Raw genomic sequence first — 12,754 nt, 5'->3', positions numbered from 1 at the left:
CAGATGCTTACTGCTGAGCAGTTGGTATTAGGTTCGCGACGTGTAAGCCGCATTCTTTGTGTTCAGATTCTTCCCACCACCAACGACCTTCACGTTCGTGTTGATTCGGCAAAATAGGGCGTGTACATGGCTCGCAACCAATGCTGGTAAAACCTTTCAAGTGCAATTCATTGTATGGCACGTCAAACATTTTGATGTAGTTCCACACGTCTTCAGAAGACCAATTAGCCAATGGATTGAATTTAAATAAGTCTTTTTCATCCGTGCTAAACGCAGCATCTTTTTCAGCAAACGCCAAAACATTGCGTGTTCCTGGGCTTTGGTCTTTACGCTGCCCTGTTATCCACGCATCTAACGTTGCCAGCTTACGTTTAAGTGGCTGTACTTTGCGGATGCCACAGCATTCTTTATGGCCATCTTCGAAGAAGCTAAACAAGCCTTTTGCGCGAGTGAAGTTTTCGAGGGCTTCACGATCAGGAGAAAGGATATCGATCTGAATATTATAGTGTTTGCGTACTTGCTCCATGAAACGGTAGGTTTCGGCATGAAGACGACCTGTATCTAGAGAAAATACGTGGATGTCTTTTTTTGCCTTGACAGCCATATCAATAAGAACAACGTCTTCTGCACCACTAAAAGAAATGGCGATATTGTCGAATTGTTGCATCGCGTTATGAATAATTTTTTGTGCTTCGTCTTCTTTATTGTTGGCAATAAAAGACGCTAAATCGAATGCTGACATAGGATAATTTACCCTGATCTAAGTTACGTTATCGGTACCATAACAATTTGTGTCGATGAAGCAAAAGACGAAAGAACACTAACCTTATAATAGTTGAAAGTGTTGTTAGCGAATGTGTTTGGCCAGCGTTTGATATAAACCGTATAAAATACCCGCGGTAACGCCCCATATACGGATTTCTTCATAGTCAATTTCAAAGTAACCACGCTCTATGGTATCAAGTTTTTTGTGTCTAAAACGATAATTCTGCGGAGTAAGCAGGTGACGCAATGGCACCCAGTGGACAGATTTTACTTCGTCTTCACAGAGACTTAATTCACTTCGGCGTGTCATTTCAGCGACGATCGGTTTGATGCAAAAACCTGATATGGTGCAGTACTCGCCTAGTTCGCCTAGTAGGTCAAAACAGTCTGGCGACAGTCCGACTTCTTCTAATGTTTCTCTTAATGCCGTGTATTGAATGCTGGCATCGTCTGGGTCATGTTTGCCACCCGGGAAAGCAATCTGCCCCGGGTGATTGCGCATATGAAGAGCACGTTGAGTTAGGAGAACATAAAGCTCTCCATTCTCAGGTTCCCGCCAAATGGGAATAAGCACAGCGGCAGACCGATATTGCAAATCATACCCCTTTGGGAACATTTCCTCATCAGGGTTATGGATTTGCTGCGCGTAGGGTTCTTTATCTAATGCTGCGCGAATATCATCCAAACTCAGGTCAATGGGAGGAGCACTTAAAAACTGCTCTATGTCAGACATGATACGGCCTATTTCAAAAAGTCTTGTTCTAGAGTATGGGTTAATTTGCCTACTTTGGTAAAGGTTTCTTGATATTCTTCTTGGCATTTTGAATCAGCAACTAATCCGCCGCCTGCCCAACAATGTAAATTGCCATTGTCTGCTACCAAGGTGCGAATGGTTATACTGGAATCCATTTGACCGTTTGCACTGAAATAGGCGATAGAGCCGCAGTAGGCGGAACGCTCATCAGGTTCTAGTTCATCGATTATTTCCATAGAGCGAATTTTGGGTGCCCCAGTAATAGAACCACCGGGAAAACTCTGATGGAAAACACGAATTGCTTGGTCAGCTTGATCGATTCTACCTTCTACGGTGGAAACCAAGTGATGCACATTGGCGTAACTTTCTAAATCAAAAAGCTTAGGCACCTTGATACTACCCGTTAAACAAGTACGACCTAAGTCGTTGCGCAGCAAGTCGACAATCATTAGATTCTCGGCTCTGTCTTTCTCGGAAGCTAATAGCCAGGCTGCATTTGCTTTGTCTTCTTCAGGCGTCTTACCACGAGCGATAGTGCCTTTGATTGGCTTGGATTCGACTCTACCTTGATCACATAATAGGAAGCGTTCTGGAGAATGGCTCAAGATACTTTGCTCTGGCGAAAACTCCATATACGCCGAAAAAGGCGTAGGGCAAACCTCTCTTAATGTGTGGTATGCGGTGAAGGTGTCACCTTGATATTGTGCTGAAAACCGTTGCGCTAAGTTGACCTGATAACAATCCCCAGACTGAATGTAATCTTGCACCGCTGAAAATTTTTGCGCATATTCCGCTTCGGTCATATTAGAGGAAAAGGGCGTTTGTAGTGTAAAAGGTCGCGCTTCGTTTAGATCGTGTTTTACCAATACGTCATCGCTTGCGCTGGTGAAGCGATTGATTAGATCGGCCACATCTTCAGAATGGCACCAAGGTGAGGTGATTAGCTGAGTGGTTTTTTCTTGATGATTGGTAACCACAGCCCAGCCGTAAAGCCCAATGCTTAGAGTATCTAGCTGGATGTCGTGTTTGACAGTATCGGGTAGTTGCTCAACAAAGTGGCCGCTTTCGTAGCCATAAAAGCCCAATAAACCGCCAATAAAGGGTAGGTCCTTTGGGGCAGACTGTGCCCACGGTTCTTGGCAAATTAAACTCATCAATTCGTTCAGTAAAGTCATCGGGTTGTCCGTATGACTTAGCTCGTAAAGTGGTTTATCGTACCAAGTGATAGCTTGGCTTTTTTGTGTAGGGTGAACCCGTGCGATAGGCTTGGCGACTAAAATATCGTAATTTGTATCAGGAAAATGTTCGTGGTTACTGTCGAGTAAAGCAGGGTAAGGTAAGTCTCGTACAGCAGAAAAGAAAGACAGTAACGACGCTTGATAAGGGAGATTTACCTGTTTGATTTCTGACATTTATTTTAATACCTAGTAATATGAGAACTGCGCTTATCAAAACTCAGTTAAAAATAGACTAGTCTTGATTTCGCTCGCAACCTCGCAACATAGTGTGCAAGGTCTCAATGTATTCGTTTTGCTAATCACAGCATTGTATTCTTTTAATAAGGCTCCTCACAGGTTAATTACAAGTGTCTGACATTTTTTTTCTTTCTTTACCCAATGCGCGTATCGCGTACCGCCTTTATGAGAATCCACAAGCAGAAAGCGACCGTGTGTGCCTGTTATTGCATGGTGCAGGAGTCGCAGGTGAAATTACCTTCTCGCCGATGATGCCATATTTCACCCAGTGGCGATGGATGCTGGTACCAGATCTAAAAGGCATGGGCGACTCCTTTCATCATCATGGCGAAGAGGGAGCTGTGTCGATTGCTGAGTTGACCGACGAAGTTGAAGCCTTATTATCCCATGTTGAATGGGACGATTTTGACGTGGTTGCTTATTCTCTAGGCGGTTTGGTGGCGTTGAATCTGAACTATCAACGCAGCGTACAAGGTAAAATGAACGCCAAAATGGCCTTGTTCGAGCCAGCCTCGTTGGATAGGGAAGATTTATCTACCCTGATGGATGTTCGCCAAAAGTATCGACATGCGTCGAAATTGATCCGTGATACGGGCGATGTGGAGTTGGGTGTAGCGAGTTTTATGGACGGCGTATCGCCTAATCGGCGTAAGCACCCAGTGGCTGAAGCCACGACGCAGTCACGCCTTGCTCATCGGCCGTTTGGCTTTGCGTATGCCTTGGATGCGGTGACAGATCAGGTAGAAATCATGGCGAATCAGCCACATATTCGTCAGGTAATGATAGATTCTTCTGAGCAAGTGTTCTTGTTCTCGGGTGAATTAAGCCATGAAGCCTTGCGCCAACACTATGATCTGTTAAGTGAGAGGAACGCGGCTTGGCAGCATAAAACCATGAGCGCTTGTGACCATTCATTGCCTTTCCAAAAACCAAGGCAGCTAGCGAACCATATTAATAAATGGTTTGCTATCAAGGATAGATAATTAAGATTAAGTACGTGTGAGTCATTCATAATGATTGAAAAAGGGCAGGATGCCCGTTAGCTATTTAATCTCATGACAAGCAATGACTTGAAAACAAGGAGGTTTTCAATGAGCCGACAAAACGGTTTCTCTCTACTAGAACTGCTCTGCGTTCTGGTTATTTTAAGCATCTTGGCCCATGTGGGTTCAGTGCATTTTCTCAGTGTTAGTCAGCAAGCCCAAGATCAAAACACGCTCAAGACAGAGATGAAACGTCTAGCTGAGGCACTTATTCAAGCTCGTCAATTGGCTGTTTCAAGTGGCCAAACCAGCTATGTCTGTGGCGGTGTCAAATGTGTTGGTGGCTGGTCTATGGGTTTTCTGCTCTATCAAATTGAATCCAGAAGTGGCGAAAAGCATGAGTTTAGGCAAATTACTTTTGATCATTCCGTCACTGTGTTTTGGCATGGCTTTCCGATTAGAAAACAACAAATAGAGTTCCAGTCTAATGGCTTGTCTGGCTATCAGAACGGCACTTTTTCTTTTTGCCTAGGAGCTTGGCAAGCAGACTTGGTGTTAAACCAAAGCGGACGATTTTATCTATCTGATCCACAAAAAATGACTGCAGGGCAGTGCGGATGAATCAATCTCGCATAACTTATAAAACACATCTTAGACAAAAGCAAAGAGGCTGGATCATGCTTGAAGTGATTCTCTGTTTGGCGCTATTTTCTGTTGTGCTGTATGTTGCACAACGCCAAAACGCAGCACAATGGCAATCTACTCAGCAGGCTAATGAACAGCTCAAACACAGCGAAAATGAACAAAAACAAGCGTCCATGGCGCAGTTGACTGGTTCGGTTAACTGGCTCGGAAATATACAAAAACCTCTCAATCAAACTTACCCAGATTGCCAGCGATGTTCAGGAAGCGATTTAAAGCGTTGGTTTCAGGCTTCATTACACCACTTGCCAGAATCGGCTATTGTCACTTCAAAACAAGAGGGTGAATAATGAATCTGCGAAGTCATTTGAAAGGCAGTTTGTTGGTCGAGTTGCTAGTGGTGTGCGCTTTAATCGCCTTGTTTTTACCTCTCTTAGTTACCGCCATTGCTCGAATGCAAGAACGTCAACTATTGGCGCAAACCTATCAAGATCAGCACATCATAAAAGCGGCCATTGATGCCCATATTAAAGCGCAATGGTCGCGGCTGTTGTCTGCTAGTTGTCGCATGGATGAGGCGTTATTTTTAACAATTGGATCGGGGGCTTTGCCTCCTCTTCGCTTAGCATCACGTGAGGTGAGTAAGGATTCAGATTGGTTGAAAGGCGTGGATTATGGCTTGTGCCGACGTTCGATAACACTTGATGAAAACCCCATAGAAACGGCGATGGACTGTCACTGGAAAGCGGGAGACAGGGTCACATTTTCATCTTGTGAATCTTATTATCATGGTCAGGTTTTAAATGTGACTACGAGAAAAAGTGTTATCGATTTTGGCGTGGATGTCACTCTAGGTCAGTCTGGCATCATCGAAAGCCAAGAGGGTTTTTATTGGTATGTTTCAACAGGGAAGGACGGCTTAAACGCACTATGGCGTACACCAGAGGAAAGTGGCAATTCGTTAGAGTTGTGGAATGGGGTTGAGCGGATTGCGATATATCCTCTAGTGGATAACAGCAGCAATGGTTTTTTGGATACGTTAGAAACTCGCTATGGGAACTTTTCGCTAACAAGCATAAAAGGTTTGTGGGTGGAATATCTTTACCAATTAAGTGATTGCAAGCAGGCAGGTAAAATGGAATTTCAACAGCAATATCAGTCTTTGAGAGGCGAAACCTGGCGTTATTTTTCTCCTTGTCAGGGAGTGGGTAATCAAATAATAGTGCTTTAATTTTTTTGCTTTTAGTTACTCTCTAAAAGGTGAGTAGGTAAACATACGGCTAGAGATTTGAGTGCGGGGAGCCTAGAAAATGGACTTTTCTTTGTTAAGAAGCCAGCGAGGATGGGTGTCGTTGCCCATTATAGCGTTACTATTAATGGTTGCGACAGTGTCTGTGCATTACCAAGAGAGGGTGCAGGCTTCATACCAGTGGCGTGGACAGTTGAATGAAGTGGAAGTTAATCAGCAAATCTGGAAAGACTTCCAACAGACGTGGATTGTGTCTCCAAATTTTACTTCGGCAAAGGCAAGTAGCTGTTTCGGTTTTTGTGAGCTGAAAAACAATAGTTTGGAAAGTACTTGGTATAACAAAGAGGGTTTGTCTCTTGGTTATCGCTGGGAGAGCTACCAATCTTTACCGGATGAATCTGATCATAGTCAGGTTTTCCATCGACTCTGCGCCACACAAAACCAGCAACAATATCGCTGCTGGTGGTGGCGAGAGAAAAGGCAAGTTTCAAGTGGCTGGGTTAGTGCTTCTGATTGAAGACTTTTAAATGTTCCGCACTGCAAAATGGACGTGCTTCTTGGTCATGAATTGCATGAGAGCGAGGCGTGAATGTTTGGCATTCTTCACAACGAACCATGCTTTCTTGAGACTCGTCTTTTTTAGATGAATCTTTTGTTTTGGTTTCCTGCGGCGATTGGCCGCGTTTAAAAATGATAAATTGGCGATATAACCACCAACCAATAAAGAAAATAGCAACAAAAACGATCAAACGTACGATCATATACTTTACCTAGCTTAGGTTATTCCAGACAATAACGGGCATATTCTAACAGAGTTCACGAGATAGCAACTGTATGACATTACGAATTGCAATGGCCCAGCTGGATATGCTGGTCGGCGACATTACAAAAAACACACAATCTGTCATCGAAGCGGCGAACAAAGCCCGTGATGAAGAGCGCGCAGATGTGGTGGTTTTCCCAGAATTGACTTTAACTGGTTACCCACCAGAAGACTTACTGCTACGTTCCAGTTTGGATCAGCGTATCGAATCTGCCTTGGCAAAGTTATTAGCCGAGATTCGCGATATCTATGTGGTCATTGGTTATCCTCGTCGAATCGATGGTGAACTGTTTAACTGCGCTGGCGTGATTTATCAAGGTGACTTGTTAGTGGAATACGCCAAGCAGAAACTGCCTAACTTCCTCGTATTTGATGACAAGCGTTACTTCAGCGAAGGCCGCGAAGCGGGCCTTGTGGATATCAAAGGTGTTACTGTTGGCTTAAGTATCTGCGAAGATATTTGGCATCCTGAGCCTATTGCTCAAGCCAAAGCGGCCGGGGCAGAACTGATTCTTAACTTGAACGCCTCGCCTTACCACATTGAAAAAATGGGCGAGCGCGAAGAATTGCTTCACCAGCGTGCCACTGAATCGGCATTACCCATTGTCTATGTGAACTACATGGGTGCACAGGACGAATTGGTCTACGAAGGCGGCTCGTTTGTGGTTAACGCCAAAGGCGAGAAAATTATGCAAGCGCCTTGGTTTGAAGCCGGTCTGTACTGTATCGACATGATCGTCGATGAAAGCCAACCTAACAAAGTTGAGCCAGTCGCTGGCGTTATCGCGCCAACATTGGACGTTGAAGCCAGCGTTTACCAAGCCATGGTGCTTGGCTTGCGTGACTACATCACCAAGAACCGTTTTGAAGGCATTGTGCTGGGTTTGAGTGGCGGTATCGACTCGGCCTTGTCTCTCGCTGTTGCTGTTGATGCCATAGGCGCAGACCGTGTTCAAGCCATCATGATGCCTTACACTTACACCTCGTCTATCAGCTTGCACGACGCCGAAGAAGAAGCCAATTTGTTAGGCGTGAAATACAGCGTTTTACCCATTGAATCCATGGTTTCCGCCTTCACCGACGTGTTAGCGCCAGAATTCGAAGGCTATGGCAAAGACACCACAGAAGAAAACCTTCAAGCCCGTACTCGTGGCGTGACCCTAATGGCGATTTCTAACAAGAAAGGCTACATGGTGCTAACCACAGGCAACAAGAGCGAAATGGCCGTAGGCTACGCCACATTGTATGGCGACATGGTTGGTGGTTATTCCGTCTTAAAAGACGTCTTCAAAACGCTCGTTTTCAAACTTTGCCGATACCGTAATACCTTGGGCTACGTGATTCCTGAACGCGTCATCACGCGTCCACCTTCCGCGGAACTGGCGCCAGACCAAAAAGACGAAGACTCCTTACCAAGCTACGACATCCTCGATGAGATCTTACGCATGTACATCGAAGAAGATCAAAGTGCAGACGCTATCCTAGCGACCAAGAAATTCGACCGCGACACAGTGTATCGCGTACTTCGTCTTGTTGACGTCAACGAATACAAACGCCGTCAAGCGCCTACGGGTGTTCGTATTACCGCTCGCGGCTTTGGACGAGATCGTCGTTATCCGATTACCAATGGTTGGCACATCGGGGAGTAAGTATCTATACTAAAAACGTGATCCAAATTTGATTTTTAGGTTAAGCTTTTTTTGCGCTATATTGAGTGATTAAGATGATGGATGAACGCATTTCAAAATATATTAAATACGGTGCGTTGATCGCGGTATTTATATTAATAAGCGCGTGTACTCCTGTTGGTGGTAGCTGCCAATACTTGGATAGTGCAGAAATTGTTCAACTTAGAAAACTTGCTAATCCTGCAGAGGTGCAAACCGAAAATGGTGAGGTTTTCGAAATTGATCCAGCGCGGCTAGTGCCCACTGCACAAGTAGGGCAATATTTTCAGCTTAAACTACGCCGGATTACGAATGGTAGCTGTACGCCAATAGTGATAAGTAGTTTGAGACCTTATGATAGTTAAAGAGGGCTTCCGGCTTTGACCTTGCATCATACAGCGAAAAGTAAATTGGTGAAGCCGCGGAAAACTCTCTTTTTTGGGACTATTCTGTTGGTAATATTCTTGGGTGGTTGCGTCCCGACAATTAGTGAGCGTTACAATGGCCCTGAGGTTAGTGGCCGTATTGTTCGTTTGTCAGATTTAATGCCTGTAGCCAATGCTAAAATTTCCTATGGTGATACTCAGTCTCCTTCAGAAGACAATAATGTAGCTTTGTCTAATAAGGCTGGATACTTTGTGTTGCAGCCTAATACCTATTTAAAGCCAGAAATTCTGATGCCTGCAAATATGGCAAAAACAACAACAATTCATGTGTATTCGAGTTTGTCTATGCAGGCAAATTATGTTGTTAGCGGGTTCCAAGACGGTTTTTATACACAAATGGATATTGGTAGCCTTATAGTGGATGATAACTCTGATGAGTGGCCAACCCCGTTTTCTTCCGGTGGCATTGATCTAGGGGTTTTAAGAGGGGGAGGGGCTTTTGACGGTATGTTTTCAGGCTGCGATAAAGAGAATGGTTATAGTGCAATGCAGCTTTTAAATATCAGCCGTAAACTTACTCAAGTTAAAACAACGGGCTCACCAATAAGTTTAGAGTCAAAACGGAGCTACCTAAAAGAAAGTCTTGGTCAAACTCAGCTGATGTGGGAACATTTTATCTACCAATGCAATGATCAGAAACCAAACCAACACTTGAGAGATTTGTATTTACAAGTTGTACAGGAGCTGGAAAGCATGAAATTAACAATTGATTGAGGGAAAAACGTGTGTTTAGTGACTGTATTATTTAAGCACAACCTTCAATCCACATTGCAGCAGGTAATAATCCAGCTTTAATGATATCTACCTTACCATCCACATAATCAATTATGATAGCTCGTGTTTTAGCATTGTTGTACCAACGAAAGTAAAAACCAGACTCATATTCGTGTTCTTCGATGTCTATATCTTGGCGATCCATGTTCAACTTATTAAATGGTTTCCCATTAGTGATTACTTCATAAAAAGGGTTGTTGCTGTTAATAAACCCAAAATCTGATGTTTCAATTCGCTGAATAACATCATCAATAATCATCACTGAAACGGTAGGGTATTGATCAAACACTATATAGTGACACCCTTCAATTTTTTGACTTATAGCCTTATACGTTAACTGAGACGACGACAGCTCCGTGCCAAAATAAATATCACCAAAACGTTGGTGATCTAACCCAGTGGCAAGTGTAGGATTAACGAAAGGCAGTAAAATAAAAAAAATAATGGTTTTTTGAGTGAACATAATCTTTTTAACCGTGCTATAAATTTTTAAAAAATCCAGAATCGATCGCTTTTAGTACTCTAGCTGACACTGTTTATTTTAATTGGTATAACATGTTTTGTGCAGTTGTCTAAACATATTTGCGAGTTCTTCTCTTACATTACTCTCTTCTATAAACAACCTTTGGAGTTCTTTTATTTCATCTTCAGGACGAGCTATGGCAGTAACGCCTGGAGTGCTACCGTCAATTTTGATACTGTCACGATATATAGATGGCTTTGACCATCCTATTCCTTTTTCAAAATCAAACGATATTGAATACTCCTTCCCATTATCGGTGTATATAGTGGAGCCTAGCAGGCATCGATTGCCATACCCATGTGAGGGCCTTTCGCCTACAACAATAACATCACTAATTTCTTCATCTAGTTGGATTTTTTTAATTTTAGACATGATTTTATTGAAAATAAGTTCATTGTAACTATCAACAAGTTTGTTGTGTCTATTAGATAAAGAATTGTATTTATCTAATAGTGATTCGTAATCATTTGATAAAGACTGGGAATCATTTAATAGAGAGTTATATTCATTTGATAGAGAGTTGTAATCGTCTATTAAATGATTGTATTCATAGTTAGAAACTTCTGATAAAGCATTAAAAGATAAAATTATTGAAGTGCTTAGAATTATTCTTTTCATTACCGATCCTTTTTATAGATTGATAGGAAATGTTAGATAGATAAATCCCTAGTTTGTATTTTAAAGCCTTCTGTTGAGGTAATAAAATAATATTTCATTCAGTGCTGCTAATGGATAGTGTTATCTAAAATCTATGGATAATTTCAACGTAAGATTAGTATAGTGTAAAGACGTACGAAAATCTTCCCTAAACAAAGCATAAATCCGCCTAAAAAATAAATTGAAAGTCTACATTTCAACATTTTTGATTCATAATGCTGTATTAAAGAGTTTACAATGTCGAATTGGGTTGGGGAGTTAATAACCTTGTGGTAAACGAAATCAATGGATGTTGTTGGACGGTATGTCCAGAATGTCAGGGGCGTGGCAAGAAAAGCCGAAGACTACGAAAAAAAGTGCGTTTAACTTACCAGAAGGAATGGGATGCCTTTGTTAAAAACAATGGTGAAGGCGTAGAACCTATTCGTCCCAAAGGACATCTTGAATCTTGTTCACCATGCTCTGGTGCAGGTGTCATACCGTCTGATGAGTTCCCACCTGTAGACACAGAAAACTACCCTAATATCGCCATCATTGGCGGTGGGATTGGTGGCGTTGCTTTGGCTGTCGCCTGCTTGCATAGAGGAATTCCTTTCACATTATACGAACGCGACAGTAGCTTTAATGAGCGCTCCCAAGGTTATGGTCTAACCCTGCAACAGGCGAGTAAGGCAATTGAAGGCTTGGGGATTTTTGCCTTAAAAGAAGGTGTTATTTCCACTCGTCATCTTGTTCACACTACACAAGGTAAAGTGGTTGCTGAATGGGGCATGAGAAAATGGCTGGCATTGTCTGAACAGCCAAGTGCGGTAAAACGTACCAATGTCCATATCGCTCGCCAATCACTGCGTTTAGCCTTACTCGATCAACTCGGTGAAAGTAGTGCAGTGCAGTGGAATCATCAGCTAATTGAATTTACAGAGACGGATGATGTGGTCGACCTAACCTTTCAAGTGGGTGATGAGCTGAAACACTGCAAAGCGGATCTGATTGTTGGTGCCGACGGTATTCGCAGTGCTGTACGTAAGCAATTGATCGGCGATAAAGCCAGTCCACTGCGCTATCTTGGTTGTATCGTGATTCTAGGTATTTGCCCATTGAGTGATCTTGATAGTATTGAAAGCGACTTATTGGATTCCGCGACCGTTTTTCAAACTGCCAACGGTAACGAACGAATCTACATTATGCCTTATGCCGCAGATTCTGTGATGTGGCAGTTGAGCTTTCCTATGTCAGAAGATGAGGCCAAGGAATTAAACGCCCAAGGGCCACAAGCGCTCAAAGAAGAAGCTTGCCGAAGGACCCAATGGCACGACCCCATTCCTCAGATTTTATCCGCCACCAAAGCTTCTATGGTGTCCGGTTATCCTGTGTATGATCGCGACTTACTAACATCCGAAGATTTAGCCAAAGGCGGAAAAGCCACCTTGATTGGTGATGCCGCCCACCCAATGAGCCCATTCAAAGGCCAAGGCGCGAACCAAGCCCTATTAGACGCACTGGTTTTGGCAAGAGAAATTACCAAAGGATGCTGGTCTTTATCCCATTGGCGCGAGAAAGGCATACGAGAAAGCGTATTAACGGCATATGAAGCAGAGATGTTAGAACGCAGTGCCGTAAAAGTGAAAGACTCCGCTGCTGCTGCCGAATTTCTGCACTCTGAAATGGTATTGCATGAAAGCGATGAACCGCGAGGGCGGTACCTCAAGAAAGACTAAGTTCTTTCTTTCAGCAAAAAGCTGAATGGGTAACTTTTTTCCGTTGCTTAAACGCCATAGGGGCGCGCAACTTCGTCGCGTCGAACTGACTTCATCATAAAGGCCGATTATCGTAGGGCGGATGAGGGAGGTACGACCGCTTTCTGTAATATAAGAGCGCCGTTGAAAGCGAAGCTTTCACATGTAGATACCATCTCTCCTAATCAGCCTCAAGTTTTTATTTAACTAACTTGAGGCTGATATTCTGTTTGATTCTTAACAACACCAAAACATATTTG

Annotated in this window: 15 protein-coding genes; 9 read left to right on the top strand and 6 right to left on the bottom strand. The window is 43.2% G+C overall.

Going from position 1 to position 12,754, the window contains the following annotated elements:
* Nucleotides 1-7: 7 nt before the first annotated feature.
* From DFP77_RS02890 to pabB, 3 genes are all read right to left on the bottom strand, one after another.
* Complete coding sequence (locus DFP77_RS02890; RefSeq protein ID WP_114410801.1) at nt 8-742, bottom strand: phosphoadenylyl-sulfate reductase; 735 nt, start codon at nt 740-742, stop codon at nt 8-10.
* 105 nt (nt 743-847) lie between these two features.
* Nucleotides 848-1,498, bottom strand: coding sequence for an NUDIX hydrolase (locus tag DFP77_RS02885; protein ID WP_114410800.1), 651 nt, complete (start codon nt 1,496-1,498; stop codon nt 848-850).
* Nucleotides 1,499-1,506: 8 nt separating this feature from the next.
* The gene (gene pabB, locus DFP77_RS02880; protein WP_114410799.1) at nt 1,507-2,931 is read right to left on the bottom strand and encodes an aminodeoxychorismate synthase component I; all 1,425 of its coding nucleotides are present in this window, start codon (nt 2,929-2,931) and stop codon (nt 1,507-1,509) included.
* Nucleotides 2,932-3,104: 173 nt separating this feature from the next.
* Between pabB and DFP77_RS02875 the strand changes: the two genes are divergently transcribed.
* The 5 genes from DFP77_RS02875 (at nt 3,105) to DFP77_RS02855 (ending at nt 6,385) form a co-directional block, all read left to right on the top strand.
* The gene (locus tag DFP77_RS02875) at nt 3,105-3,977 is read left to right on the top strand and encodes an alpha/beta fold hydrolase (RefSeq protein WP_114410798.1); all 873 of its coding nucleotides are present in this window, start codon (nt 3,105-3,107) and stop codon (nt 3,975-3,977) included.
* 108 nt (nt 3,978-4,085) lie between these two features.
* Nucleotides 4,086-4,598 (top strand): GspH/FimT family pseudopilin, encoded by a 513-nt coding sequence (locus tag DFP77_RS02870; protein ID WP_114410797.1) that lies wholly within the window; start codon nt 4,086-4,088, stop codon nt 4,596-4,598.
* A 56-nt stretch (nt 4,599-4,654) separates the two neighbouring features.
* A complete protein-coding gene (locus DFP77_RS02865; RefSeq protein WP_114410796.1) occupies nt 4,655-4,969 on the top strand; it encodes a hypothetical protein in 315 nt (104 codons plus the stop codon).
* A complete protein-coding gene (locus tag DFP77_RS02860) occupies nt 4,969-5,850 on the top strand; it encodes a type II secretion system protein (protein ID WP_114410795.1) in 882 nt (293 codons plus the stop codon). Before DFP77_RS02865 ends, DFP77_RS02860 begins: the two co-directional genes overlap by 1 nt.
* Nucleotides 5,851-5,929: 79 nt before the next feature.
* On the top strand, nt 5,930-6,385 hold the full coding sequence (locus DFP77_RS02855; protein WP_114410794.1) for a hypothetical protein: 456 nt from the start codon (nt 5,930-5,932) through the stop codon (nt 6,383-6,385).
* On the opposite strand, the gene DFP77_RS02850 is transcribed toward DFP77_RS02855, so the two are convergent.
* Nucleotides 6,369-6,629, bottom strand: a complete 261-nt coding sequence (locus DFP77_RS02850; RefSeq protein ID WP_114410793.1) for a PP0621 family protein — start codon at nt 6,627-6,629, stop codon at nt 6,369-6,371. The two genes, DFP77_RS02855 and DFP77_RS02850, sit on opposite strands and share 17 nt — an antisense overlap.
* 73 nt (nt 6,630-6,702) lie before the next feature.
* On the opposite strand from DFP77_RS02850, the gene DFP77_RS02845 reads away from it, so the two are divergent.
* The 3 genes from DFP77_RS02845 (at nt 6,703) to DFP77_RS02835 (ending at nt 9,518) form a co-directional block, all read left to right on the top strand.
* The gene (locus DFP77_RS02845; RefSeq protein ID WP_114410792.1) at nt 6,703-8,340 is read left to right on the top strand and encodes an NAD+ synthase; all 1,638 of its coding nucleotides are present in this window, start codon (nt 6,703-6,705) and stop codon (nt 8,338-8,340) included.
* A gap of 74 nt (nt 8,341-8,414) precedes the next feature.
* Entirely contained in the window at nt 8,415-8,723 is a 309-nt protein-coding gene (locus DFP77_RS02840; RefSeq protein WP_114410791.1) for a hypothetical protein, read from the top strand.
* 15 nt (nt 8,724-8,738) lie between these two features.
* A complete protein-coding gene (locus DFP77_RS02835) occupies nt 8,739-9,518 on the top strand; it encodes a hypothetical protein (RefSeq protein WP_114410790.1) in 780 nt (259 codons plus the stop codon).
* Nucleotides 9,519-9,549: 31 nt separating this feature from the next.
* On the opposite strand, the gene DFP77_RS02830 is transcribed toward DFP77_RS02835, so the two are convergent.
* Nucleotides 9,550-10,041 (bottom strand): hypothetical protein, encoded by a 492-nt coding sequence (locus DFP77_RS02830; protein ID WP_114410789.1) that lies wholly within the window; start codon nt 10,039-10,041, stop codon nt 9,550-9,552.
* 78 nt (nt 10,042-10,119) lie between these two features.
* The gene (locus DFP77_RS02825; RefSeq protein ID WP_114410788.1) at nt 10,120-10,719 is read right to left on the bottom strand and encodes a hypothetical protein; all 600 of its coding nucleotides are present in this window, start codon (nt 10,717-10,719) and stop codon (nt 10,120-10,122) included.
* A 395-nt stretch (nt 10,720-11,114) separates the two neighbouring features.
* On the opposite strand from DFP77_RS02825, the gene DFP77_RS02820 reads away from it, so the two are divergent.
* Nucleotides 11,115-12,476 (top strand): FAD-dependent oxidoreductase, encoded by a 1,362-nt coding sequence (locus DFP77_RS02820; RefSeq protein ID WP_258861053.1) that lies wholly within the window; start codon nt 11,115-11,117, stop codon nt 12,474-12,476.
* The last annotated feature ends 278 nt before the right edge of the window (nt 12,477-12,754 follow it).

Origin of the sequence: Marinomonas foliarum (genome assembly GCF_003337275.1) — a bacterium.
GTDB lineage: Bacteria > Pseudomonadota > Gammaproteobacteria > Pseudomonadales > Marinomonadaceae > Marinomonas > Marinomonas foliarum.
Note: the sequence above shows the minus strand (reverse complement) of the source record. Positions and strands in the feature narration are given on the sequence as shown.